This window comes from Lactobacillus sp. UMNPBX15, from assembly GCF_002553785.1.
GTDB lineage: Bacteria > Bacillota > Bacilli > Lactobacillales > Lactobacillaceae > Lactobacillus > Lactobacillus crispatus.
Genome location: NZ_PCYV01000009.1, coordinates 13,509 through 40,128, shown reverse-complemented (window position 1 = coordinate 40,128; position 26,620 = coordinate 13,509). Strand labels below are relative to the sequence as shown.

The following is a 26,620-nucleotide window of genomic DNA, read 5'->3' as shown; positions in this document are numbered from 1 at the left end:
AGTCATTTCCCTATCTTCTGAAACATATAGCGCACCTTGTCCAGGCGGCTGTTTGGACGGCGGGGCTGGATGACTGGCTTGCCGACAGCGGCCTGATACCCTTTCAGTTCTGTAAGGCATACGCTCTGCCCGTTGGTGTAAGAGGCCAGATCAGTACGGTATGCCTGTATACAGCGGGCGGGAATCTCGCCAGTAAAGACAACTTCATCCTTTTTTACCTGGACCGTTTCGATGGTGGCACAGTATTTCGGTGCATCATGATAAGCCCTGGAAAGATATTCCCGGGGCGCATAGAGGGTGAAGGAGAGATAAGGTTCCAGCAGTTGCGTCCCTGATTCCTTCAATGCCTGTTCCAATACAATCGGGGCCAATGAGCGGAAGTCCGCCGGCGTGCTGACCGGACTGTAATAAAGCCCGTATTCAAAGCAAATCTTACAGTCCGTTACGTTCCAGCCGAACAAGCCCTGCTCCAGCCCGTAACGGATACCATCCCTGACAGCGTTTTGAAAACTCTGGTTCAAGTATCCCAGCGAAACCCGGCTCTCGTATTGTACACCGGAGCCAAGCGGGAGTGGTGTAACAGACAGTCCGATGGATGCCCAAAACGGGTTGGGCGGCACCTCGATATGGATGGTGTGGCTGGCTGCTTTGAGCGGCCGCTCCATATAAATGACGTTGGGTTCCTTTACCACTGTTTCAAGCTTGTATTTTTCCGACAGCAAAGCGGAAACAACCTCCAACTGCACCCGGCCCAAAAAAGAAAGAATGATCTCATGGGTGATGGAATCCACCTCGCAGCGCAAAAGCGGGTCAGTATCCGCAAGTTGCGTAAGAGCGTCCAGCAGCCGTTCTCTTTGCGCTGCCGTTTTCGGCGCAATCGACGTCCGCAGCATGGGGAGGGGGGCCTCACGCCACCTTTTACGAGGGAGCCGGGTTGGGTCCCCTAATACATCGTTTAACCTCACGCTGTCGCTGGGAAGGATAACAATTTCACCCGGATAAGCGGTGTCTGTCCGAACAATTTTCCCTTTGGATGGAATACGCATCTCTGTGATTTTCAGCTTTTCTCTCCCGGCCAGGGCCACCGTATCCCGCAGGCGCAGCGTTCCGCTGTATAGCCGTAGATAGACACGCCGCTGGCCGCAATCTGTATACTCCACCTTGAAAACGCTGCCGCATAGGGCGGCGCTCCCCTGTTCCCCAATCGGTTGGAACAGCCCTGTCACCGCATCCATCAACGGTTGAATGCCAAGGCCCTTTTTGGCGCTGCCATAATAGACCGGGAACAGGGAGGCGTCTTGAACCCGCCGCTGTTCCTCCCGCACAAGTTTTTCCCGGCTGATTGGTTCTCCTGCGATATACTTTTCCAATAATTTATCGTTATTTTCGATGACCGCATCCCATGCTTCTATGTCGGTATTTTCCTCCAGGACTATTTCCGGGGACAGCGACACCGTCTGCTTGATGATAATATCGGCGGAGAGCTTATCCCGAACAGACTGAACCACGCTCTGCAAATCAACGCCAGCCTGGTCGATCTTGTTGATAAAGATAACGGTGGGAATGTTCATTTTCCGCAGGGCATGGAACAGAATACGGGTCTGGGCCTGCACGCCATCTTTAGCGGAGATCACCAAGATGGCCCCATCTAAAACAGCCAAAGAGCGGTACACCTCCGCCAAAAAATCCATGTGGCCGGGCGTATCCACAATGTTGACTTTACATCTGTGCCACTGGAAGGAAGTGACTGCCGCTTGAATGGTAATCCCACGCTGCCGCTCCAAAAACATGCTGTCCGTCCTCGTTGTCCCTTTTTCGACGCTCCCCGGTTCTGAAATGGCTCCGCTGGCATATAGCAGGCTCTCCGTCAAGGTCGTCTTTCCAGCGTCTACATGGGCAAGAATTCCAATATTGATTATTTTCATGTGATTGTCCTCCCTTTACTGCCCCGAAGGGCATAAAAATCCCCAGCAGTAAAATACTTTTACCACTGGGGATGATAATTTGCGGACATACACATATACAGCATACACCTGTTTGTGAGTGCTGTATATGTGTATGTCAAAATTGATAAGGCAAAAGTATTCTTAAATTGGGTACAAAAAACTAAGCCCCTACAAAAGGGACTATCATAATCCTTTGTTCCCACTATTTGATTATAGTTTTATTTAAGAATACCTTGCCGCATATTTTTTACTCCTTTTCCGGAATTGAATTATATCACATCAGTTTTAGGAAAACAAGTATCTAAAAGAAATTTTTCTTTCCCTTATATGTAACAATCATACCGGCTTCCTAACGTTCAGAATGGTTTCTACTGTCTGCTGCGGTGTTTGGTTGGAATTGTCCAGCCAAAAGCCGATCCGTGGTGTTGTCTGCATTTTACTAAATACAAATTCAATGTATACAGAAAGAAATATATAAGGAGTGGGAGGGATTCCGCCGTAGTCGGCATTGTAGGAAAATCCAAAAGTTTAGATTTTCTCAAAATGCTTATCTTTTGGTCTTTGGTTCGGAATAGTGTAGTGCTGGCGGTCTATCTATTGTTTTCGGTTGCTTGCTTCTTTACCGTACATGAGCATTACTTCATCTAATGTCGCAGTTCTCGTTAGCGTTATCAATTGACTAGCATCAATGGTATTGCCATCAGGTCTGACTACCGTAATTTGACGTTTGATCATTTCGTTTAAATCATTTTGACTAACACCAGTTAGATAATTCTTACTTGGATTATCTGGCAACTTATCAGTTGACTGCTTTGGATCATTTGGTGTGATAACTATTACTTTATGCTTCAAATGAATATCAATTGGATCATTGTCAGAAGCTTTAAATTTATAGCTGGTTGGTAACATACTTACTAATTCATAACCTGCGGGGATGATAAAGTCACCATCATGATAGGTTAGTTTCTTCAGCTTGGCCTTGACCGATTTCTGCCTTATTAGCATTGGCATCCTGGTTAGGCTGAACTTCGATTGGCTTAGCAGTTGCACTAGGCTGCTCTACCCCCATTTTGAGTTTGAACATTAGAATTTTTTACTTTGCTTTCAGCTAATTGTCTAGCTTTAATAGTTGATTCGGGTTTAGAGACTGTCAAATTATTTTCTGTATGATTTTCAACAGAATTATCTGCAGTATTATCGTTTTCTTGAGAAGTTGGTTCAGCAGCCTTACCAGAAACATCATCTGTTTTATCTTTATTTAAACCAGCTTACACAGAAGAATCTGCTTTCTTCTGTACTACTTTCGCAGTTTGCACACCGCTATCTACCGTACTTGCTTGTACAGTATTTGTATTAATCGCACCAACGTAAAACAAAGTTGATAACAACACTGAAGTGACACCGATAGATAATTTACGTATTCCAAAATGCTGAACTTGATCCGCATTTTGCTGTAATTTATTTTTCAGTGTTTTCTTTCATGTCAAAGTCATATCAATCATTCTTCCTTATGTATTAATAAATTTTTCACATCATTATCTAGCAATTGTTATTATAATCTTGTTTGTAGTTATTGTATCAATGAAACATAACACAAAAGCTTTGGTCTTATTTTTAATAAAATTTCAGATTAAAAAAGCCGTGTCCGGTTTAGGGATGCGACTCGTCGATGTTATTAATTTTTTAAATATTCATCTAGTCTTTGTAAAATCTCAGCTCTTAGTGATTCAATTCTCTTAGCTATTGATTGCCACATGAATTTATCTTCAAAGCGGTCACAATAAGAGTAATATTCAGCTTCATTTATGTATTCTAATGCAGATAATGGATCTTCATCTGTACCATACCTTTTGTACAAACATAGCGCTAAACGATAATAAATATCTGATTTAATATCATCATCAATACCAGATTTATTAGCAAAATCTTCTGCTTTGATATAGTACTCAAGAGCCAAGTTGTAATTTTGTTTTATTGCATCTCCATAGAAGTAACTATCTCCTACTTTATAACAGGCTTCTGCACTACCGTCATCTGCGGCAATCTTAAAGCAGTAAAACGCCTTCTTGTAATCACGCTTCCCTGTGTACGACCATATTCATAAATATAGCCCAAATTACAGATAGCTTGAGTGTTACCTAGCTTTGCTGCATATTCATAATATTTTTGTGCTTTTAGGTAATCACCATTGCGGTAGGCCTCAGCGCCTATATCTAATAATTTATTTGATTTTTGGAATTTATCGTCTTCATCCATTATTCTGTCCTGATTATATCAAAATCTCTGAAAAACATGTTTATCGATAATTTAACACCATATCGATTATATCCTGTGCTTGCTGCAAATCTGCAGAACTGATCACTTTGACTTTATCTGGTATTTTAAAATCTTTATGATAATCAACAAATCGTTTAATTATATCCATATTCACCGAATATTCTCGATCATGATTGCGCTGTGCAAGAATTTTTAAGGCATGATTCAAAGACTTTTCACTGAATGGATCTTTAGAATTCAGCAATGGCTTAAAACAATCAATGACATATACTTGATAATCGACTGGCACTCTTTTCAGAATATCGCTGATTGGATTGAATCCATGACCAGCCAGATTCGTATTATCTATGACAGTTGGCAACTTATTCTGCAAACGTGTGTCTAGTTCTTCATAAAAAATATGCCATACAATTGATTCTGTTTGCGGGACAAAATTTATCTGAGGGTGACCATTATTAGAATTGATCCCATTTAGGCGAATTCTAATTTCATCTCCAGAAATAGTATAGTTTTGTAAATTATTCATCTTAATAAAACTAGATTTACCAGACGCTTGTGGTCCTAGCATTAAGATTAAAGGTATCTTTTTCATTTTATTGGTCATCCTGATAGAATAAATCTCTAAATTTCTTGTGTTTATACTGTTGTGCAAGTTGCGGTGTCTTCCAAGCAACACTATTTGTCCATAGTCCTGCACCCTCACCAATAACTACAACTGACTGACCGTTTTCAGTATGAGCACCATAATAAATACCATCACCAGCACCTTGCATCCAGGTACGGACATTCAAGTAATCAATGTTATGGATCTTCTTCCCTATCATCTGTGCCATGCCCCAATTCTTAGTAGCATTTCTATAAGACTTGGACATGTCGCTATATAAATGCTCGTTAGCAAATTTAACGTTAATTTTATGTAACTCTAGTGAACTGTAGCCATCATTGATTTTATTTTGACTAATCTTAATAGTTTCTAGTTTGTCATCATCAGCAGGATAAGTATACCAAGTTCCTTGTAGTTCTTTTGGTACATTTAATAGTCCATCATCTCCAGGCAAGTTAGATTTTTTACCAGTAGAATTCGGAGAAGCATTATTAGAATCTGAACGTTCATCGTTAACTTTGGCATTTTTAGCCAAGCTATTCACCAACTTATCTGAATCCCGTTTATTCAAATAAGCAATCATTTCTTTCATAGTAACTGATTCTAGCTTTTTACCATTTAAAAAGAGATAATAAATATTTTTACCATTTATTTGTTTCAGAGTATATCCTGCATTTTCTGAAACCATGTAGGCTACTCCGCTACCTTCATTCATATATGAATAATCTGATTGATTCTTCAAATCAACTTCGATCCCATTTTGCTTGCCATTAAGCAAGACTTTATTCCAACTGCCAGAGTAACGATTACCTGCATATGCAACTACAACTGCAACAGTTTTTTGTGGAGTTAAGTCCTGAGCAGATAAATGCCCCATTCTTGTAGGCTTTTGATTATTTTTAGCAGTTTTTATAGTTGCATTTTTCTTTGGTGCAGTATTTTGCTTAGAGTTTTGACTGCATCCCGTTAAAGCTAAGCCAGCTAACAAAACTAACGATAGTTTCCCGATTTTTTTCATTTCATCCTCAACTTTCTAATCAACAATATTTTATCATTTATTTACCAGCTAAAAAGTGTCCAGAGAAAATGGTTCTAGCTGTCATTATACTTTCAGCTATTAAAGCACTACAATAGTGTGTACAGGGATACAGTCAAAGTAGCTGCAATTCTAAATATTGGAAAGGAAGATTTCATGAAATATCTATCAAGAAATCAAGCAGAGCAATGGCTGAATCAACATACGCTTTACGGTCAAAAGAAAAATGGTTTCACCAATAAATTTATGAGAACGTTAAAGAATAGCTATCGTTTGGTTCCTGATAAAGATAGCATCTTCGGCAAGAAATACAGCATGCGCGACTTAAAAGAATATGCGAATGATGTAAATCCTAGACAAATCGCTTAAGCAAAAAGGGCACCACTTCAATGTGATGCTCTTTTATTATGCTCTCATGTAAACTTTCACTACAAGATACAAACGCTTGCCGTCCCAATGAAAAGTCTTGGTTTTGCCAAACAAAAGATTACCTTCATCCATCAAACGACTTAAGATCAAATTGTTGCTTCTAGGTAAGTACCCTAGCTTAAGTCCACCAGTTGTGTATACGCTAATTGCGTGTTCGTCAAATTCATTATTGGGCTCACGCATTAAAGCTAGCGGATCATTTTCATGCAACTTTGGCACAACATGATCCGCTAGATCAAGATACTGACTACCAGCTAATTCACAACCATATAGAAAAACGTCACGTGCGTTGCTGGAATTACTATATTGAAGCCGCTTGAGTTCGTCCACTTGCGTTTGCAACTTTTCGACCTGATCAAGTAAGTCTTCAAAAATATTTTGTGGTGGAACATGGATAGTATCGTTAGGATTGTGGAATTGCATAGGTGTAGTCCTTTCTATGGTTGAGTTTTATTTTTCAATGACCTGATAAAAAATCATAATTGTATTAGTTGTAGTTATTTGTTTTCTAATGCTTCATCCAAGCTGTGTTTAATCTCGCTTCTTAATAATTCAATTCTCTTAGCTATTGATTGCCACATGAATTTATCAGTAAAACGATCACAATAAGAATAAAATTCAGCTTCATTAATATAGTGAAATGCGATTAATATATCTTGATCCGTGCCATATCCTTTATACCAGCATAAGGCCAAGCGATAATAAATATCTGACATAATATCATCATCGTCGTTTGTTTCATTAAGAAGTTGCACAGCTTCTTGATAATATTCGAATGCTAGACCATAGTCTTTCTCTCCTGCATCCCCATAAAAATAAATATCGCCAACTTTATAGCAAGCTTCTGCACTACCACTATCTGCAGCTTTCTTAAAACAATAGAAAGCCTTCTCATAGTCTCGCTTACCAGTGCGGCCATATTCATAAATGTAACCTAGATTGCACATAGCTTGAACATTTCCAAGTTTAGCTGCTTGAGTATAGTACTCTTGTGCTGTCACATAATCACCTTTGCGGTATGCCTTAGCACCGATATTTAATAATTCATTTGATTTTTGAAAATTCTCGTCCATTTTATGCCTTATTCTTTAGCTAAATTCTTAAGTATTTTATCAATCTCTTGTTGATGTAAATGATGATTGAACTTTTTATGCAAGCGATTGACTTCTTGAATTAACTTTTGCTTTTTAACTTCATCTTCTTTACTCAGTTTCGGTGGACGTGGTTCATCACCATATATGAAGTCCTCGAATTCTTCATATGAGCCAAAAGATTCCTCTAGGCCCTCATCTATTTCTTTGTCGGCTGCTTCCAACTCCTTAACCGCCTCGGGCAATTTTTCCTGTTCAACTCCGAAAAAAGATGCATCCCACAAAATCTCAATTATCAAATCATTAAGATAATATTGTGTCATTTCTGTATCAGCTACCCAGTAACCCATGATTTCTTCTTGAGGAGTATATTCAATCCCATAGTTGGGTGCTTCAACGCCTTTTTCTTGAAGATCAGCTACAGTACACAGTCCACGATTTGGGTCTAATTTGTAACTACCCAAATATTCATACATGTAAAAAATCATTTGTCTATCATTTGGCTTGACTTCCATGGTTTCGAGACGTTCTATATATTTTCCAATAACTTTATTTGCTCTTTCTTTTGCTTGAGCAATTGTTAGATCATCATCAAAACTATCCAATTTGTTAGGATGCTCATAGAAAAACTTTCGCAGTAATTCTTTTTTATCCATCTCACGCAATGTCTCTTGGACTGTTTTCATCTGCATCACCTTCCTTATATTGAATCATAACTAGATTATATTTGTTCATCGCCCATCAAACTACATTTTATATTGAAAAAATCCATGCACGATTAAAATATTGCACATGAATTTTTCGTTAACCAAATATTTTTCTTTTAGGTGTAAAAATTTTTAGGCGATGATTGTCATGGTGATGGTAAACCTTAATCACATCATCATAGTTAATTTGCTAAATGCAACCTTGAATCCATTGACCGTCTTTTTTTACATCAAAAATATGTTGCCACGATTGTTCAATTATTTGATGTTTCTTTGATTCTGGAAGAGCTTCAATTCTGTCATCTTCCTTAGAATACTTTTCAAAATCCATATCATCTGGAGGTACAAAACCATCCATTAAAACTACATGCCATAGATCAAAATCGCTTAATAAAATTTTGTTTGCAGGCAATTCTAACTCGATACAAGCTTGATTTGAATAATATCTATTTTGGGGAACAATATGATCATCTTGTGCATACCAACACCAGATAGGTATAGTTGTATTTTTAGGAGGTAACGCAATTTTTTCTTGCATCTGCTCGGCCATCCAGCGATAGGCTTTAGTAAATTCATCTTCTAGTAAATGATCACGAGGATGAAGTAACTGTGATAAATTTTCGTTGGTATAATAAACACCATTCTTTTTGAGTTGCAACCACACTGACCAAGGTTGTATTGTCCCATACTTTCATAGTGTAATCCTTAACTAAGAAGCTTATAAAGACTCATAATACTTACGAATCTTATTAGCCATTAGCTTTACTCTTTCTTCAATGAATTCATGATAATCTTCAAAAGTTGCGTTTCTCAACATAGTTGGAATGGCATTTTCTTCAAATGATTTATCAGTAGCATAACTAATGACCTGATCATCATTAAGATAATCCTTAGGAGCCCTATCCCCTATTTGAATATTTCTAGGTTGATTCAACCAAGTATAATTGGCAACTCTGCTGTATTCTCTTTCTGAAAATCCATTCTTTCTCATGTATGCTTTTGGAAAAATATGGTGAATATTGCCATTGCCCGTAATCATACTTCTAACTGTTTGATCATTTTCAAGCCAACCCACAGTGTTGTCGCGTACTTGTGCCATTAAGAAAAGACGCCATACACTTGATTGTGTTGAAGTACCACGTAATGCATTAATACAATTGACGTTCCAAAAGTCATCAGTTAAATTTTGATTCAAAACTGACTCAATTGTTTCTTTTACATGATCCTTATTGTCAGCAATCATTTTAATATCCATTTCCGCATGTGTTTCAGAGGAACCACTATATCTTCCAATTAATGCAGACATAACAATCCACTTCTTAACTAATTGTTCAATCTCTTGTTCTGGAAGATTGGTATTCTTTTTAAGGTATAAGTATAAGGTGTATCCAAAATTCAAATTACCATAACTCTTTAAAACTAAAATTTGATGATCAATCATTCCCATGCTTTGAAGGATCATCTCGTAGTTTTCAAAATTAACTTTGTTTGTGACTAAAAATGCTGCATCATAAAGCGTGGAATATGTATCTTCCAAAGATTCTTCATCATATTCACGAGTTTTAAAGTTTCGACCAGAAACCAGACTAACCATAGCAGATAATTGCCCACGTTGAAATTTAGTTTCTAGCATTACATGAAGTAAATCATTGAATGTCGGTCTATAAATTTGAACATGATCATTAATTACCCATTTAATTTTGTCGTAACTTAGACTGGACGTGAATTCAGGGTCAACATTTTCAATATTTTTATGTAGATCAGGTTGATGAAGAATTTGACAGAAATAATCAATAATTTTTCTGATCTCGTTACCATGGTGCGCTTCATCAGCCGACAATTTGGACATAACAAAATCAGCTGATGAAAGTGTGGTTCCAGCTGAATTAATTCTATTGAAAATTTCTGTGACATCATTAATAGAAAGGTTAGAACCTAAAACAATATTACCGACACTGCAATTTTGTAGTTGCATTAACTTAGCAATTGATTGCTGGACTTTTCTCTTATCTTCATCGTTTAGAGATGGATTTTTGGCAAAATAATCTGAATAAAAATCATATGAAAAGAATGTATTACTAATTATCTCCGAAATATCATCAATCCAAATTGAATCCTTAGCTATTGCTGGATTTAAAGTTTGAAATTCTTCTTTAAGAGGATTAAATGCTATTTTTATTCTGATTTCTTCAAATTTTTTAGTTAAAACAGGCTCGCCTGCAATTGCAGCACGTAAGGCTGTAATTCTTTGTTGCCCATCAATAATTACTTTTTTACCACTGGCTGAGGTGCCATTCTTCAATTTTACAGATGGGCTGTTCCAAGTAACAATATATCCAATAGGATACCCACGATAAAGTGAATCAATCAAATTCCTTACTTTTTTAGTCGGCCAGACAAATGGACGTTGTAATTCTGGTAATCCAATCTCCCCACTGTCAATCCAGTTAAGAATTGAACTAATACTGACGTTATTTACTTCATAATTATTACTATTCTTTTGCATGTTTCTAAATCAAATCCTAATTCAAAGAATCTACTATATTGATATGTACTTTTTTACCCTATTTATTATACTTGAATAGTATAAATCGGGAGTTATAAATTAAGATTAATACGAGAGGATATAAGGAAGATGAAGAAAATTACTAAACATTTAGTTTCAGCAACGGTAGCAACAGGAATTTTGTTTGGTACCATTACGATGATAGAGCCAAAACAAGTTCAGGCCAGTGAGGTTAATAGCAACATCTACACTGCTAATAAAGATTTGGCTAATTGGATGGTTGAAGTGCAATTGGCACAAAAAGAATATAATAAAGCAGAAACTGAGTATGAGAAAATGATGGATTATGCTGATGCAGCCGAGAGTAAAACAATTAATGCTTACGAAGATTATCAAAAAGCTCAAAAATTGTTTGAAAAAGAATCAACTGCGAAAAATAAAGAAAATGTTCAAAGTACATATAAAGTCTATCAGCAGTTATTAAAGCAAGACAACACAGCGTATAATGCAATGGTATCTTATGGTGAAAAATATGCCGCAGCTCAAGATAAATTAGAAAATGCTAAAACTAATCTTACTAAAGCTCAAAAATTAGTAGATCTATTAAAGAATTATCAAGAAGTACCTACACCTCAAGTCACAGTCATTCATGAAATTGAAAAGGTGGCTGAAACACCATCAACTAATACAAACGTGTCTTCAACCAATACTGAACAAAACAAATTCTCAGTTTCTAAAGGTAGTTCAGAAAAAACGACTACTCCAAAAGTTTCAACTAATTTAAAACAACAAATCGAAAGTTTAAAAAATGGTAAGGCACTTAATCTAAAAGGCAAGAGCTATGTTGCTACATTAAAAGCTAAGCATCCCCTATTTATGGTAAGAATCGTAAAAGCTAAAAGAGTCAAACTTGCTATTAAAGTAAAACCATATAGACTTTATAAGGTTAAAGCAATCAAACGAATTAACAATCAAATATGGGTTGAACTTTCATCTAAAAATGAATGGATTAACATTAAGTACTTAACTTTTTTTAAGAAGATTGATTAAAATAAAAGTGAGATAACAACATTTTGTAAGTTATCTCACTTTTATCATTTCACTATAACAATAAACTATACATAGCTTATATTAAATGTCATTTTCATGCAACACTGAATAAAAATCTCGCATTGAGGAAATTTCTTCTCCAGGATAATATGAGGTGTCAATTTTATTTTGCCATTTTAGCAAGATTTCATTCGGTAATATCGTTAAACCGTCTATCTCCTTGTGCACATTTCTAATCCACTTTGGTTCAATAGAATCTGTATAATTTTTATGTCTTTTACGGTATGCAGCAAGCCCATCTAAATAACCTTGTATAGAATCAGGTATTCGTCTTTTTATCATAGAAGTAGTTTTTAATTCATCGTATAGCCAAGGTGATTCTACATTTTGTAATTCAATATTACTATCAACGTTAATAGAATTAGGAGTATTAATAAAAAATAGACATTCTGTTTCATTTATAACGTCATGAATAGCATTAGACAGCATTAAGTAAATATTACAAGCATCGATATTGGCAATTTTATAATCATAAAGATTTTTCTCTTTTAAAGCATATTTATCATTGACCTGCTTGAGTAAATCATCTACGTATCCCCAAACTTCAGAATCAATAAAAACTCTAACTCTCATTTTGTGCGTTAAATAATATGCAAATTTTTGAACTAGGGCAAGATCTTTGTGAGAATGAGATAAAAAAATATCATAATCCTTATAAGTTGGAAATATTCTCTTCTGAATCTCATCAGCATTTATTTTTATTTTCTCATGATCTTCCTGTGCGTACGTTGAACTTTTTAAAATCTTGGCAATAGACAGATTTTGAGTAACTTCTTCTTTTCTTTCTTCATATTCCTTTTGTGCTTCTAAGGAATCTATATTTTGCAATTCTTCCAAATCTTCCAAATTCGTTAAATTAAATGCTCTGTACATTAATATTATCTTCCACCAATTTTTAATTAAAAATTACCATTTTACATACTTATACATAAAAAGAGCTATTTCAAAAAAGAGAAGCAGCAAATAAGTATGCGTAAAAGATTTACTGGTAATAGCTGTACACATAATGTTACTTCGATTCAAAAATTCTCTAATGCTCAAATTATATGAACTTTCTTCTCCATTTTGCGCTTTCAGATATAATTCTCGATAACATTTTTCTAAAGTTAAATAATATGCATCAAGCCACCAGAACATACATGTAGCCAGCAGAATGAGTCCTATCAGCCAGTGACTATCTTGCTTAGCCACATCTCCTTTAAGCCAATACAGAAGACCACCACTTATAATCGTTATAGCCCAATTCTTAATTTTAAACGAATTATCCGCCATTCGTTGCACTTGCTGTTCTATTAATTTTAAGTGCTCAATTAAATCATAGTTATTTTCGATCACTGACTTTCACCTAAATTATACTTCTTTGTAATCTATCTTTATTTGAAATTTTACAAATATCATATTCATAAAGTCGCTGGCTTCGTTCAAAGGCATCCTCTATATATTGCTTGGGATTTCTTAAAAAAGTATTTTCTGTAACTATTGGAATATATGAGTTTTGGTTTATCCAAGTAGTATCATTCAAATGATATCGTGACTCGGAATACGTATTTAATCTATTAATCCTATTCCTAGTGACTATGTCCCGCAGGTACACGTTTTGAGATAAACAGTCTCGACCAGTAAACCAAGTACTATCGCCGAAATAATCATTTTTAACCACGCCAATAATTCCGTTACTATGAGAATATTTATTACCTCGTTTTTGATCTTTTAACGCATATTCAACTTCCCAACTAATCCATTTACTCTGATTCATATGTGGACTAATCACAAGTATTAATACAGATGTATCATAAATTTTATTCTTTAAGTTATTTTTTATGGTACTTGTTGTAAAATCCGTTAAATCAGGAGAGGTAGCCCTTTCCCCTCTATAATAAGTTGCGTCATCTCCCAACGAAGAAATAATACGATCTCTTATTTCTCTTGCCTCAGAATATTTATATGAAATAAATGTTTTTCGTGCCATGAAATATTTCTCCTTCCCACGTCATTGTACAACATATTGTGACTAATATAGCTATCATGATACAACATGTTGTGCTAAAAAAGAAGGCTATTTTACCAAAAATTACTTAACAGTTGTAGTTCTTACATAATTTATTGTTCGGCAGAAAATTCAACCTTACCAAGAAAAGGAAGTAGTTGTTCTATTTTAGCAGTGACTCGACTCTGTTCTGATTGTGGTGGAAGTGGGAAAGCAAACTTTTCTATTTTTTGTTTGGAAATATTTGGTTGTGCACCACCGCTTCCTAAATTAATTAATCTTTTTCTCGATGACAAGAGATAATAAAACAAATACTGATTATAAATTCCTTTATAAGGGGTACAACCACAACATGCCTGATTTGTTACTAATTCTTTTTTACCTACAATACCTAATTTTCCAATAGTTGCACCATACATTGCAATTAATATATTACCGGGTTTGTTTATTTTTACGGATGAATTTTTAACACCTAACTCTGTAATTTTCTCACTAGTTTCTTCCACAATACCATCGTTAAGATCACCTGTTTTAAGCCAAGGAATATCTCCTCCATAGTATTCAGAATGTTTACGAGATGGAGTCGCACCAGCTGCCCATGCTCCAATATCCCCCAATCTAACCCATTCCCAACCATTAGGAATATCGAACGGCTTCTCATCGTCAGTAATCGGTGGAAGTGGCTTGCTCTTCTTGATCTTGCCTTCCTTAACAAGTTTCTCCTTTTCAGCTTTGATCTTCTCTAATAACACACTCGCAGGTTCATCATGGGGATCTTGCTTGACTAATTTTCCGCGCATGGCCAGATCCAGCACCTTGGACTTCAGCAAAGTCTGAAGTTTTGCGTATTGTTGAGTAGAAGATTCGACTTTGCGAAGCAAAGCGAATAGCTGCGCTATTTTAGCAGCGATTCGACTTTGCGAAGCAAAGCGAATAGCTGCGCTATTTTAGCAGCGATTCGACTTTGCGAAGCAAAGCGAATAGCTGCGCTATTTTAGCAGCGATTCGACTTTGCGAAGCAAAGCGAATAGCTGCGCTATTTTAGCAGCGATTCGACTTTGCGAAGCAAAGCGAATAGCTGCGCTATTTTAGCAGCGATTCGACTTTGCTCTTCTAGCGGTGGTAAAAACAATTCAATACTTGTTAAATTACCTTTACTAATTCTTTTTCTAGTTGATCCCGACGTTAACTTATTAACTTTATTTTGAAATGCAGGACTTAGCAGCTGATACATCATAAACTCTTGATTAAAATAGCTTGAGGGTGCAATCCAGCATATGTCTACTGCCGTAATTAACTTTCCTTCTATCTTTGGTAAAATTGTAGCCATCATTTTTTGCTTATTTATTAATCTATTTATCAATAAATATCCTGGTTTTATTTCAGTACAATTTAGTTCATCAAATGTATCCTGCGAAATATATTTAAATCCTTTATCTATATATTTTCCTTCTCCAATACTACCTAATTGAATAAGTTTCACATCAGAATAAGGAATCATATTTTTAGATAGAATCCAATCACCATCATTTAAAGTAAAGGGAGTCGTTATTTCTTTAAGTGACGTTTTTTGCCATCCTTGAGGTAAATTATCAGTCTTGTGTTTTTCAGGCAAGTTCCAATCTTTTTTCTTGATCTTCTTTTCCTTAATCAGCTGCTCTTTTTCCGCCTTAATCTTCTCAAGCAAAACACTGGCTGGCTCATCATTAGGATCCTGTGGCACCAATTTCCCACGCATGGCCAAATCCAAGATTTTTTCTCTTAAAGCCTGTGCATCAAAATCTAAAGTATTAGTCTTCATCGTCAATTCCTTCTAATGCCTTATTAAGTTCCGCAATTGCATCCCTAATTGCCTTAGACTTGTCATTCATCTCATCTAAGATTTCTTTCAATGAACGATCATCATGCTCTTCTTCATCATTCATCCAAGAAATATCAAGGCTAGTATTAGGACGCTTCAAAATTTCATCAATCGTAAACTTGCGCCATCTACCATTAGGATTCTTCTCTTTATCCCAAGTTTCTTTTCTCTTTGAGCGATTGTCAACGCAGAATAGCTTTTCAAATTCCGCAAAGTCTTTATCATTTAATGGATTACGCTTACCAAATGACCGCATCTGATGACGCATATCATAAATCCAAGTTTCCTTGGTATTATCCTTGTCACTTTCACCGCGAGTAAAGAATAATACATTAGTCTGCACACCTTGAGCGTAGAAAATCCCAGTAGGCAATCTCAAGATAGTATGCAAGTTACACTTGTTGAGCAAGTCTTTTCTAATTGCTTCGCCAACACCATCCGCAAACAATACATTATCTGGTACAACTACGGCTGCTCTAGCTTTACCATCGTGTTTAAGTGAATTGTAGATAATCTGCAGGAAGTTCAATTGTTTATTACTGGTCTTATAAGTTAGGTCGTCACGACTTACACTGTCGTCACTACCCTTTTTGGTACCAAATGGCGGATTAGTTAAAACTACGTCAAAATCTTTCATCCATTTACCATTTGAAGATAATGAATCTCCTAGTTCCAATCGTCCATCCATGCCATGAAGATACTCATTCATCATGGCTAAACGGTGTGTGGTTTCAACTAATTCCATACCAGAAAAAGCTTCTTTTACTTGAAATTCTTCTTTATCTGCGGATAAGGTTGAATAATCATCTGTTTGATCTTTTAAATATCTGTCAGCTGCTACCATAAAGCCAAAAGTACCAGCAGCAGGGTCATTACAGCGATCTCCAATTTTAGGCTGAGTCATTCTAACCATCATGTTAATCAACACACGTGGGGTAAAATACTGACCTGCTCCAGATTTGACTTCGCTGGCGTTTTTCTCCATTAGACCTTCATACAAATCACCAAGGCCTTCGTCACGAGCTGACCACCAATCAAGTGCGTCAATATCTTTTATTATTTTTTCCAGGTCAGCAGGTTTGTGAATTGAAGTAGAAGCATCAGCGTAAATTGAATTGATTCTTGGACTATTAACCACTTCAGGATTACCTAAATCAAGTAATAATTGGCGATAAAAGTTACTTAACTCTAGTCCTTCCTTTGAAACAAGATTATCCCATTGATATTTTTTGGGGATATCATCCTGTTCACCTTGTTCCTTACTCATTTTTAAGAATAAGATATAAGTTAATTCAGTAATGTAATCTTGGTAACTGACACCATCATCACGCAAAATATTACATTCATTCCATAACTTTTGAACGATTTCTTGATTGTTCACTTAATTTTGCTCCTTTAAAAATTGTCTCTTTTGAAGATTTCCGGTAGATATATTTGAATATTAGTAAATGGATCATCATTAATCCAGTCACTCTTTTTCCGATACAACTTATTGGCGTGATCTACTGCATCTTGCACTTTATCAAAAATATACTCTCGATAACTATTACCTTTAAAGCGACTATAATCTTGATTAAAATAGGCAGATTTAGACAGTTTCTGTACTAACTCTTTTCTAGTATAAGAACGAGTGACACTTTCAAAATGCATTAAAATCCAAATTTCAAAATCTATTGAAGAAAACATAATAGTAATATCATTTTTTCGGGCAAGTTTAGCGCATTTCCTTAATTCATCTTTAGAATGCTCATCTCTATCGAAAACAACATAAGTTTTATCTAAATGATTATATTTGCCAAACTTAACTGCTTTTTCTACTAGACTTTTACCAGACAAATCTGCAGCAACTATTTTAACTTTAATATTTGCTAAACGATATTTCTGCTTAAGCATAGTAAAATATTGTTTTTCAGATTCACCTTCACACAGAATTCCAATAATTGAATTAGACTTAGTCTTATTTCTTATTCTTCCCATGCTCATCCCCATATTTTTCATGAATCATTTGCAATACATCTAGCAAACCATCTACATCTATTACAGGAACTGCACCAAATCGGCCTTGTAAGTATCTCTTAGCAAACGAAATATCATGTCGACCTTTATTACGTGCGTCTTCAAAATCAAAAATTGATTTTAAATTACTAATTCCATGGAAATCTTTATCTAACAAATAAATTTGATCAATTCTTAAATCACTGTCCAATAGCTGAATATCATGTGTTGTAATAATAAACTGATTTAAATTTTCTGTTGAATTAAAGATCCGAACTAATGCAGCTGCAAGCTCAACATGCAGTGAATCATCAAATTCATCGATAACGATTGTCTTTTCGTTACCATTCATTTGAGCAAGCATCATAGCTAACACTATATAAAATAAGCGACGGGTACCAACAGACTCCTGTGTTAATGGTAGTTCCCCAGAATTGATAACTTTATTTTGATGATAAATCTTATGAACTGTATATAGTTCTTTAGTTGTTTTAGGATAATCAATACTTAAGTTCTCTACAATTTTTTGTAATTGTGGATTCAAAGGATTAGTAGGTATTTCTCTAATTCTAATGTCAGAGATATTAAAATCTGCGAAGCTTAGGAATGAGATCATCTCTTTTTTGAGATATTCATCTTCCATCAAATTTAAAAGTTCATCGGGAATACTTAAAGGATAGCCGCTGCCGATAAAAATCAGATCATTAGCAAACCACTTATAGATAGCAATACAATCTGCATCATTTTCAGATTGTGCTAAATATAGGAATAAAGAATTATCTCTAAGCTTAGGAATGCTGTCTTCCAAAAGCTTGTTAGAAATTTGAATGTCATTTCCATTTCGAGAAAAAATTTCTTTTTCCTTATTACCACTAATTAAGGTTAATGCTTCACTGGTAATGCTCTCCCGATTGTAACTAAATGAATAGTCATAGATCTTGTTCTTTAACTCAAGCTTCACTTCAAAGTAAGTATCTTCAATCTTGGACTTTTCATCAAACAAAAAAGGATAATAATTTAACTTATCAGTTACGGCTTGAGTTGGACGTGTTACTATTCCTTCCATTGTTTGTAAAGCTTGAATCAATTGAGACTTACCTGAACCGTTTGGACCAAATAACAGTAAGCTTTTTAATAATGATGGATTTTTACTTGAGAAAGTATTAGTTTCTTTCAATTTACGTAGTCTATTGCCTGTCTCTGCAGACAAGGTAGTGCGCTCTTTAAAAGAAGCATAATTTTTAACAGTGAACTCGATTAACATATTGTATTCCTCCGTGTTAATTTAAGTTTAGCACACGCCCTTTCTTATCACAACTTTTCGTGATTAAAAGCAAAAAAATGCCAGTAATGGCATTTTTAAACATATAAATTCTCATTCAACACGTAAATAATCTGATCAGCATTTTCTGGAAAGATCTTCTTAATTTGCTTATAACCCCCGTGACGTTTAAAGAAATAGTTATCATCAAAGGCTTTCTCAGCATTTGGCCCCAATACAGTAGATGAAATTAATTGGTTCTCAATTCTCTTCAACCATTTCTTTTGAGGAATAGTCCAATCAGCTAAGCCATAAACTTTTTGCATAGCATTATGAATTCTGACGTCATGATCAATTAGCTCAGATCCAGCCGCAGCTTGTCTAATGAAACTGATAATATCAGCAGTGGTCTGAACATGGTTAACGTTCTTCCATGCACTTTGCAAATCATTTTCTTTAAAACCATTTTGCTCTAGCTTAAGTTTAATATTTTTGAGTTCATCAAAAGTTAAATCCTTCGGTCTAGTAGCTACAACTTGTAAGGCTGGAATAGTATTGACATTTTCCTTAACGAATTTATTGAAGTTATCAATATAATCCGCTGGTTTTTGATTGCCATGCCCATAACCTCGACTTACATTAACTACTTTGTCCACTGCGTCAGATATTATTTGCTTGGATTTGACTGGGCTAATGTGGTCTAACTGCTCAAACTTAGGCCATTGCTTTAAAAATTGTGACTTATCTAATTTACTTAATTCACGGGCCCATTGATCAACCGAATTAATTTCAGCCAGATGTTGGAACTCATCACGTTTAGTAGCATCCAAGCGCTTAATTTTTCTCTCAACTGCACCAGCCATATCTACTTGATACTGAGCGGAATCCTCATTTGTCTCAAAGAAATCATCCTTGTGATTTAAGAAGTAGTGAACATTATGTCCTGGATTTTTAACAACAGGCTTCATGTTTGTCACTTTATTCATTGCTTCATAGATTCCGACAGCATCATAAATCGTAAATTTGGATTTATTAATTTCGGGACAAAGCCTGGTTGCCCGTCCCAACATTTGCTCATAGAGGATTCTTGATTGAACTCTTCTTAAGAAGACAATACTAGTAATTTGTGGTACATCAATTCCCGTAGTTAGCAAGTCTACAGTTACTGCAATATTGGGGTTGGTTTCGTTCTTAAAGTTTTTAATTTCTTGATTAGGATGCCGAATTGAACCAGTAATTTTTTCGATAGCATCGTCATCTACAGGATTACCCACTTTTTTGAATGCTTTTTTTAATAAGTCAACAACCATATCAGCATGTTCATCAGTTGCCGCAAAGATTAAAGTTTTACCTAAATTTGGATCACTTGGATCAAGATATCTTTGAGCTAATTCATCACAAACTACTTCATTAAAGCTACGTGTGATAACTCTCTTATTAAAGTCTTTTACATCAAAATTCATATTATCAGGTAATTTTTCTTTATTGATAGTTTTTTCATCCTGATCAAAAAGACTAACTTCGGCACCCTTTTTAAAATGAATCCCTTCTTGAGATAATTGAGTTTGAATAATTACTGGTGCATCATGGTCCACTAGCCACCCATCAAGGACAGCTTGTTGGTAGCTATACGAATACACCGGTTTGCCAAAAATATCAATCGTTTGTAAAGCTGGCGTAGCAGTCATTCCGATAGCAGTCGCATCAAAATAATCAACTACACGTCTATATTGACTAACATAATCTTCTTGACTATAGAATTGATATTCTTTATCGCTGAGCTCTTTATCTTCTGCATAACCACGGTGGGCTTCATCAACAATAATGAAATCATATTGACCAACGGATGGCTTATCATCACTGTCTTCACTGAAAAATAGGCGTTTGATCATACCCTGAACCGTTGCAATTTGAATTTTTGTTGATATTTCAGGTGCCTTATCACTCAATTCCTTTAATCCATAAATGGAAGAAATTGACATCGTACCTATTTTATTATCTTTAATTGCATTGGCAGTCTGCTTTCCCAATGAATTACGGTCAACTAGGTAAAGAATACGTCTAGCTCTCTTATGCTTAAGTAGTCTGTACATTAAAGCAATTGCCGTTCTAGTTTTACCAGTACCTGTTGCCATGGCAAGCAGAATACGCTTTTTTCCATCTTTGATGGCATTTTCCATCGCTTGAATTGCAGCAATTTGATATTCACGATGTGCAAAATCAGGAAAATCTTGATCATCTACCAAGTCTTGATTTGCTTCTTCTTTATTTTTAGCAGAAAGCTTCAATGATAAATCTTCTGGCTTATGAAATTCCTCAAGAGCATATGCGCTTTCTTTAGGATTACGTGCATCCCAGAACCAAATACCAGATTTTTCCTGATATTGTTTAAGATATGGACGACCATTTGCAGTATAGATGAATGGAACTTTGTAATCACCCATTTCATTTGAAACTAGACGATAATCTGATCTAAACGGTACCTCTTTAGAATATTCCTTAGGCTGTGCCATTTGCCCTGCAATATCTTGGTCCCACTTTTTGGCCTCAACAATTCCGTAGAACTTCAAACCTTTGAATAATGCATAATCTGCTCGCTGACCATTAGGTAGAACCCATTCAGCAATTGCCATATTGTGACCTTTTTGCGGTTCAGTTTTCTGCGTCCAATTGTTCAATTTTTGTGAATCTACTTCCCAGCCCGCGTCTCGCAATTGTTGATCAATTAACTGACGTGTTTCTGCTTCAGTTAACTCATGTTTTTTAGCAAACTGAATGTTAATCTGGCGTCTGCGTTCACGCTCTTCAGGAGAAATTATGACTTCCTGCACCCTATTTTGTTGTAATTGCTTTATCTTTTCTTCGAGAGTTTTGATTTTATCTTCTTGAGTTTTAATTAAAGCTTTTTGATCTTGTGGCTCAACATAATCTGCAACTTCATCCAGAGAATAAACTTCTAAAAACCATTTCCATACCAAATAAGCACTCTGATCAATTTCAAGTGCAATCTTTTTGGTAGCAATAAAATGATCGTCATGCGCTGCCTTGTTCCGTCTTAACCTGATTAAATTAAGAGCATTCAAAACAGTAGGTGGATATTCATTCTTAGAATATGCCATTTTTTCAATTCGTTGTTTTTGGTTTAATTCCCAATCACCTAAATCATCCAAATGCATGATTTCCTTAGTTAACTGTTCGCCGAAAGTTCCAAAAACTGTCAAACTACTTCTAGGATCAGAGTAAATTAAGCTTTCAGCGCTGGAAGCCAATTTTGCGTATTCTTGATAATCTTTTTGTGAAGTTTCAAAGTTAGACATTGTTTTTCCTCTAAATATTAAAGTAAATATAGTTTTATTCTACCCCGAAGCCCCATTTAATAACAAGTAGTGTAGGTACAAAAAAAGAAGCACCAACACAGTGCTTCTTTTAACATAAACTAAATAATCAATCGAACCCTACTTCGCCAAAACATATTCAAATCCCAACATATTGGTATAGCGATTACTACCTATCTTAATGTAATCATAGCCTTTGATCCTCTTGGTGCCATAAGTTTGGACATAATTCTTTGTCCTGGTATTCTTTGACTTGATTTCGTCAACTTTTTTACCCTGGGCATTTACCACAGGTGTTACAGTTTGCACAGTGTAGTAACGTTTGACCACTTTTAGCTTAGATGCTTCGAAGTTGCCATACTTAACGTATTTATTTGCACCAATCTTGACATATTTTTGCCCTTTAATAGTTGTAATGGCTTGAATCTTATAAGAAGTATTCTTCTTCAACAGCTTTCTAGTTTTCACACCTGCAGCGGTATAAACGTATGCATTACTTTGCAATTTCTTTTTCTTGCCAACAGTAATGCCATCAGTGATTAATGGGCTAATATCGACTTTGCGCTTTCTAATGGTATCTGAAGAATAGCCAAACCAAAATGGACTCTTCTTGGTAACATCCCATACTGGACGAGTTGTTGGATATTGCCAATTACGTTTGCTGTTATAAAGTTGAACGTTAAGTTTGCCTGTAACTTGCGGCTGATAGTAATTGTAGATAAGATTCAACACTTTTTGAACCTCATAAGTAGTTAACTGGTCAGTTCGTCTAACAAGTAATTTTTTACCATCAAGTGCTTTGGTGCTATTAGTTAAAAACTTTTCTGCTTGACTAACTGCAACTTCACTGGCATTTGTCTCACCAACAACAGTTTTAGCATTTTGCAAATAAGTCAAGAACTGTATCTTTTTATCATAGTCAGCTAATTTATAGCGATCAGTCTTTTGAACCTTTTCTGCAGTGGCAATTGCAGTAGACAATGATGACTTATTAGTTGCCACCTTGCTTTGTGATTCTGCTTCACCGGCTGTGTTGATTGGCGTAAGTTTTACTCCCTCAACCTTTTTGACATTACTAGCCAAGATATAGCCTTCATTATCTAACTTATTAGTTTTAGCATTAGCTTCACCTGTTGTATGGTAGAAAAGTTCAGCTTTCTTTTCACTTGGTACCCAAAGATAGAGTGCTTCATTAATTTTGTGGTTGCTATACATTGCAGTTTCTTCAACCGTATTGGTATAAAACTGTTTAGATAGCTCTTGGCTAGTTTTTTCACCGTCAACATTGTACAAAGGAATCTTTTTATCCAAGACAACTTTGGTAGAATCGGCCAATTCAAGATCTGAATGATTCTCTAAAGCTTGTGGCAAATTCAGATCATCTTCTGATACCCAATAATTAGTGCCCTTGATCCGGTGGTATGAATAGTGATCATGATCAAAGTCGGTCAATTGTTGTGGGAATTGCCCAGCATAATCGACTGTGATCTTTTGTCCCTTCTTTAATTCAATATTATTAGGATCTGTACCCCAACCTGTTGAATTAACATATCTTGTGATGGTTGAAGTGTTCTTATTAACGGTCACAGTAATTGGGGCTTGAGTGATTAGACGATAGCCATCAACGTAACCGATATTTGCGACCTTGATGTAACGACCAGAGCCTAAATAGTAGTAATCTTTGCCCTTAATCTTAGTGTAAGGGATGCGATACTTACCTTTTTGAGCCTCATAATAATACTTTGCTTTACTACTAGTAGCTTTCCACTTACCAGCATATTTGACTACGCTACCCTTTTTGACAAAACCAACTTTTTTGCCAGACTTATTGTAAATATTGGCATTAAAAATCGCCGTTAAATAAGCAGGGCCAGATATTGGTGTTACATAATCTGAAGAAATATAAATATTCTTGCGTAAAGGATAGTATAACTCACCAGCACTGTAGTCGCCTGGATCAACCGTCTTAAAAAATGGTTTTCCATAATATTTAATCGTGCTGCCTTTCTTAGGTGCAGAAATATGATCCAAATAATTGCCCGAGCGATTGTACAACATAACATGTGAATCAATGACTTTTAAGGAGCCAGTTGCATTGCTTTTAGTAGCTGCGGTAACTGATGTTTGAACGTTTGAAGTTAGTGGTGCTGCGGCAATTGGAGACACAGCCAATAACGCAGTAGAAATTAAGATAAGTTTTTTATTGATTTTCATAATGAACCTTCGATCTAATAAATGCAGTTAAGATTTGATTAGTTAGTACTCATATCCCCATTATAGCAGTTATAGTTATTTATTCCTTGATATTGAGCCTATCAAAAAAGAGATCGAAACCCAGTGTCTCAATCTCCTTCGATTTTTATTTTGTTTTCTTCTTACGAGTCCATAATCCACTTAAACTCAAGCCAGACAGTAATAACCCTAACCATGAAAGATCACTATCTTGCCTACCGGTTGCTGGTAAAACAGACTTAGAGGCTGATCTCGGTGTAATTTGTTCTACTGTATCGTTTTTCATAATAGAAGTTTCCGTTTTACAGCAACTAATCTCACTACCACTTAAGCTTCAGTTTATGGCTACTTTGCTCTACCTGTAAAAATGAATCAACGTAGCGCTTAAAACCAGGTAAATATTTGGCAATCAAATGATATTCTCGTGAATTAACAATTTCTTTCTTTTGGGCTGCAGAATAATTACTTTCACCTACAAAAAAGTTCCAATTCAATTGATCTATAAATTTTATGACCACGTTAGCATCATTTTTATCTGGTAAAGCTTGCGCAATCTGATTTAGTTGCTTTTCATCCAAACTAAAAAACAAATGCTTCAAATATTGCGAAAAATCTGTTGGCACTTTTTGCTTTTCTTCTGCAGTTAACCACGATTCCATTTTGAAGGAATGCACCTGATATTGCATCCCCGCTTCGTCTAAATATAGCTGACCATATTCCTGCTTAGTCATACAAAAACAAGCTCCTGCTACCTCCGCAATTGGTCGATTAGCAAACGGACCAATAATATTCTGTGCGTGCATATGGCCAGAAAAGACTGCTTTTACATTATATTTTTGTAATAAACCTTGCAGTGCAAGTGCATTATCAAGAATATATCCCTGATAGATTACTTTATTATGGCGATACAGATTATGATGCATAAAGAATAGCACTTGTTGCTGCTTTTGCTGCGCATCAATTAATTCTTTTTCAATCCAGTTCATTTGAGATTCTGAAATTCGACCGTTAGTAATCGGATGAGTTTGTGATTCCTGCTTGCCATAAATATTTGAGTCAGCCAATATTAGTCGATACTGCTTATTCAGATTAACGCTATAAGCCAGTGAATCAGGATCTTCATGTAAAGCATAATGATAAGAAGCAGCAAAGATCTCTTTCCAAATAGCTGAGCTAATTTGCGGGGTGTAATCTTCATGATCACCTTTAAACTTGCGAGCCCAGCCGTCAAAAATATCATGATTTCCTGGTAAAACTAAGAATGCAATTTTATTTTTAGTTAATGGCTTAAAAATATTAGCTAAACGTTCTCCTGATATTTTAGCGCCATTAAAGGTTACATCACCAGTAATTATCACTGCAGTGGGCTTCTCTTGGATTACTTTACGTACAAACGCGGTCAAAGCAATCTCCTGATAATCTAAGTCTTTACCTGCACTAGTGTTGCGCATATGCTGAAAAGCAAGACCATCATCATGTAAACTATCTGCAATTAGATGTGTATCTGATAATAACCAAAGAATTGGCTTCTTTTTACTAGTAATCACAATTTACCTTTTTCAAAAATCTATTTTCACTTTAACTACTCATCATTATACCAACAAAAAAGGCATCCCTGCTAGGGATGCCTCATTGCGATAAAATATTGAATTAAGCGTCGACTTCTTCGATCTTAATGTTAACTACGAATGCTTCAGGAGTATCAGTGCCTGAAACGATCTTCTTAGCGTAATCGTCGCCTTCATGAATTTCAGCATGTCCTAAAACACGAAATGCCTTATGAGTAGGAACATCAGCGACAACAATAGCTGCTACTGAACCATTCTTCAAGTTTGCATAAGCAGTTGACTTAGTCTTTTCAAGATATTGAATAGTTGAAGCATCAATTGCCTTAAGTGAAGCCTTAGGACCAACTTGTGGCACACCGTTAGCATTCACAGTTGCCATGTATGGTAAGTGTGAGTTAAAAAATTCAATTTGTTCATCAGTAAGCTTAGTAGTATCTAATTTTTTCATAAAATTCGACCTTTCTTTTCTTAACTTCATTATTAATTATAAGCTATTTGCTAGAAAATAGCTATTATTTTGCCTTAGCTTAATTGATTCTTACATTTATCATACACAAGATATTGTATTTAATAAAATGTGTTTTTAATTCAATTTCTCTTGCTACTAATATTTTTATTAAGTAAACAGTCGTTGATATATCAATGCTTATAAATGCTGGCAAAAAGTCAATGGTT

General features: G+C 35.6%; 28 protein-coding genes and 1 pseudogene. 2 read left to right on the top strand and 27 right to left on the bottom strand.

Features of this window, described 5'->3' with window-relative positions; translation table 11 throughout:
• Positions 1-2: 2 nt before the first annotated feature.
• The 8 genes from tet(W) to CP366_RS03805 form a co-directional block, all read right to left on the bottom strand.
• Positions 3-1,925 (bottom strand): tetracycline resistance ribosomal protection protein Tet(W), encoded by a 1,923-nt coding sequence (gene tet(W) / locus CP366_RS03835; protein ID WP_089147928.1) that lies wholly within the window; start codon positions 1,923-1,925, stop codon positions 3-5.
• Positions 1,926-2,540: 615 nt separating this feature from the next.
• Positions 2,541-2,951: a hypothetical protein gene (locus tag CP366_RS10755; protein WP_167309361.1), complete on the bottom strand. Its 411-nt coding sequence runs from the start codon at positions 2,949-2,951 to the stop codon at positions 2,541-2,543.
• Positions 2,896-3,030 carry a hypothetical protein gene (locus tag CP366_RS11055; RefSeq protein WP_255404449.1) on the bottom strand — a complete coding sequence of 45 codons (135 nt, stop codon included), beginning with the start codon at positions 3,028-3,030 and terminating at the stop codon, positions 2,896-2,898. The genes CP366_RS10755 and CP366_RS11055 overlap by 56 nt, the downstream gene beginning before the upstream one ends.
• A gap of 184 nt (positions 3,031-3,214) precedes the next feature.
• On the bottom strand, positions 3,215-3,352 hold the full coding sequence (locus CP366_RS03820) for a hypothetical protein (RefSeq protein ID WP_233186520.1): 138 nt from the start codon (positions 3,350-3,352) through the stop codon (positions 3,215-3,217).
• Between the two features lie 269 nt (positions 3,353-3,621).
• Entirely contained in the window at positions 3,622-4,044 is a 423-nt protein-coding gene (locus CP366_RS10895; RefSeq protein WP_369823052.1) for a tetratricopeptide repeat protein, read from the bottom strand.
• Complete coding sequence (locus CP366_RS10885; protein WP_233197967.1) at positions 3,948-4,202, bottom strand: hypothetical protein; 255 nt, start codon at positions 4,200-4,202, stop codon at positions 3,948-3,950. Before CP366_RS10885 ends, CP366_RS10895 begins: the two co-directional genes overlap by 97 nt.
• Positions 4,203-4,242: 40 nt before the next feature.
• The gene (locus CP366_RS03810) at positions 4,243-4,815 is read right to left on the bottom strand and encodes an AAA family ATPase (RefSeq protein ID WP_089147948.1); all 573 of its coding nucleotides are present in this window, start codon (positions 4,813-4,815) and stop codon (positions 4,243-4,245) included.
• 1 nt (position 4,816) lies between these two features.
• On the bottom strand, positions 4,817-5,845 hold the full coding sequence (locus tag CP366_RS03805; RefSeq protein ID WP_061204712.1) for a hypothetical protein: 1,029 nt from the start codon (positions 5,843-5,845) through the stop codon (positions 4,817-4,819).
• A 174-nt stretch (positions 5,846-6,019) separates the two neighbouring features.
• On the opposite strand from CP366_RS03805, the gene CP366_RS03800 reads away from it, so the two are divergent.
• On the top strand, positions 6,020-6,232 hold the full coding sequence (locus tag CP366_RS03800) for a hypothetical protein (protein ID WP_089147927.1): 213 nt from the start codon (positions 6,020-6,022) through the stop codon (positions 6,230-6,232).
• A 36-nt stretch (positions 6,233-6,268) separates the two neighbouring features.
• On the opposite strand, the gene CP366_RS03795 is transcribed toward CP366_RS03800, so the two are convergent.
• The 5 genes from CP366_RS03795 to CP366_RS03775 all read right to left on the bottom strand — a co-directional run bounded on the left by CP366_RS03795 (position 6,269) and on the right by CP366_RS03775 (position 10,596).
• Positions 6,269-6,715, bottom strand: coding sequence for an HIRAN domain-containing protein (locus tag CP366_RS03795; RefSeq protein ID WP_089147926.1), 447 nt, complete (start codon positions 6,713-6,715; stop codon positions 6,269-6,271).
• A gap of 74 nt (positions 6,716-6,789) precedes the next feature.
• On the bottom strand, positions 6,790-7,365 hold the full coding sequence (locus tag CP366_RS03790) for a tetratricopeptide repeat protein (protein ID WP_054832822.1): 576 nt from the start codon (positions 7,363-7,365) through the stop codon (positions 6,790-6,792).
• An 8-nt stretch (positions 7,366-7,373) separates the two neighbouring features.
• Positions 7,374-8,069 carry a DUF6557 family protein gene (locus CP366_RS03785; protein WP_089147925.1) on the bottom strand — a complete coding sequence of 232 codons (696 nt, stop codon included), beginning with the start codon at positions 8,067-8,069 and terminating at the stop codon, positions 7,374-7,376.
• 211 nt (positions 8,070-8,280) lie between these two features.
• A complete protein-coding gene (locus CP366_RS03780; protein ID WP_089147924.1) occupies positions 8,281-8,769 on the bottom strand; it encodes a DUF3841 domain-containing protein in 489 nt (162 codons plus the stop codon).
• A 39-nt stretch (positions 8,770-8,808) separates the two neighbouring features.
• A complete protein-coding gene (locus CP366_RS03775; RefSeq protein WP_089147923.1) occupies positions 8,809-10,596 on the bottom strand; it encodes a DUF262 domain-containing protein in 1,788 nt (595 codons plus the stop codon).
• 129 nt (positions 10,597-10,725) lie between these two features.
• On the opposite strand from CP366_RS03775, the gene CP366_RS03770 reads away from it, so the two are divergent.
• A complete protein-coding gene (locus CP366_RS03770; RefSeq protein WP_089147922.1) occupies positions 10,726-11,646 on the top strand; it encodes a hypothetical protein in 921 nt (306 codons plus the stop codon).
• A gap of 81 nt (positions 11,647-11,727) precedes the next feature.
• On the opposite strand, the gene CP366_RS03765 is transcribed toward CP366_RS03770, so the two are convergent.
• From CP366_RS03765 to CP366_RS03705, 14 genes and pseudogenes are all read right to left on the bottom strand, one after another.
• A complete protein-coding gene (locus CP366_RS03765) occupies positions 11,728-12,579 on the bottom strand; it encodes a hypothetical protein (protein ID WP_013086360.1) in 852 nt (283 codons plus the stop codon).
• 33 nt (positions 12,580-12,612) lie between these two features.
• Entirely contained in the window at positions 12,613-13,041 is a 429-nt protein-coding gene (locus CP366_RS03760) for a hypothetical protein (RefSeq protein ID WP_013086359.1), read from the bottom strand.
• A gap of 10 nt (positions 13,042-13,051) precedes the next feature.
• Positions 13,052-13,675: a TIR domain-containing protein gene (locus CP366_RS03755; RefSeq protein WP_098043577.1), complete on the bottom strand. Its 624-nt coding sequence runs from the start codon at positions 13,673-13,675 to the stop codon at positions 13,052-13,054.
• Positions 13,676-13,806: 131 nt separating this feature from the next.
• Positions 13,807-14,493 (bottom strand): restriction endonuclease subunit S, encoded by a 687-nt coding sequence (locus CP366_RS03750; protein ID WP_089147947.1) that lies wholly within the window; start codon positions 14,491-14,493, stop codon positions 13,807-13,809.
• A gap of 236 nt (positions 14,494-14,729) precedes the next feature.
• Positions 14,730-15,308, bottom strand: a complete 579-nt coding sequence (locus CP366_RS03745; RefSeq protein ID WP_369823051.1) for a restriction endonuclease subunit S — start codon at positions 15,306-15,308, stop codon at positions 14,730-14,732.
• An 8-nt stretch (positions 15,309-15,316) separates the two neighbouring features.
• Positions 15,317-15,494 (bottom strand): annotated as a pseudogene (locus CP366_RS11125) (restriction endonuclease subunit S); the annotation flags it as partial.
• Positions 15,484-16,935, bottom strand: a complete 1,452-nt coding sequence (locus CP366_RS03740) for an N-6 DNA methylase (RefSeq protein WP_089147920.1) — start codon at positions 16,933-16,935, stop codon at positions 15,484-15,486. The gene CP366_RS03740 and the pseudogene CP366_RS11125, both read right to left, overlap by 11 nt.
• 14 nt (positions 16,936-16,949) lie before the next feature.
• Positions 16,950-17,531 (bottom strand): RloB family protein, encoded by a 582-nt coding sequence (locus CP366_RS03735; protein ID WP_089147919.1) that lies wholly within the window; start codon positions 17,529-17,531, stop codon positions 16,950-16,952.
• A complete protein-coding gene (locus tag CP366_RS03730) occupies positions 17,512-18,813 on the bottom strand; it encodes an ATP/GTP-binding protein (RefSeq protein ID WP_089147918.1) in 1,302 nt (433 codons plus the stop codon). The genes CP366_RS03735 and CP366_RS03730 overlap by 20 nt, the downstream gene beginning before the upstream one ends.
• 95 nt (positions 18,814-18,908) lie before the next feature.
• On the bottom strand, positions 18,909-22,127 hold the full coding sequence (hsdR, locus tag CP366_RS03725) for a type I restriction-modification system endonuclease (RefSeq protein ID WP_089147917.1): 3,219 nt from the start codon (positions 22,125-22,127) through the stop codon (positions 18,909-18,911).
• Between the two features lie 138 nt (positions 22,128-22,265).
• Positions 22,266-24,359 (bottom strand): SLAP domain-containing protein, encoded by a 2,094-nt coding sequence (locus CP366_RS03720; RefSeq protein WP_089147916.1) that lies wholly within the window; start codon positions 24,357-24,359, stop codon positions 22,266-22,268.
• Positions 24,360-24,504: 145 nt separating this feature from the next.
• Positions 24,505-24,663 (bottom strand): LPXTG cell wall anchor domain-containing protein, encoded by a 159-nt coding sequence (locus tag CP366_RS03715; RefSeq protein ID WP_005719604.1) that lies wholly within the window; start codon positions 24,661-24,663, stop codon positions 24,505-24,507.
• Positions 24,664-24,697: 34 nt separating this feature from the next.
• Complete coding sequence (locus CP366_RS03710) at positions 24,698-25,924, bottom strand: metallophosphoesterase (RefSeq protein ID WP_089147915.1); 1,227 nt, start codon at positions 25,922-25,924, stop codon at positions 24,698-24,700.
• Between the two features lie 103 nt (positions 25,925-26,027).
• Positions 26,028-26,393, bottom strand: coding sequence for a pyridoxamine 5'-phosphate oxidase family protein (locus tag CP366_RS03705; protein WP_089147120.1), 366 nt, complete (start codon positions 26,391-26,393; stop codon positions 26,028-26,030).
• Positions 26,394-26,620: the final 227 nt, after the last annotated feature.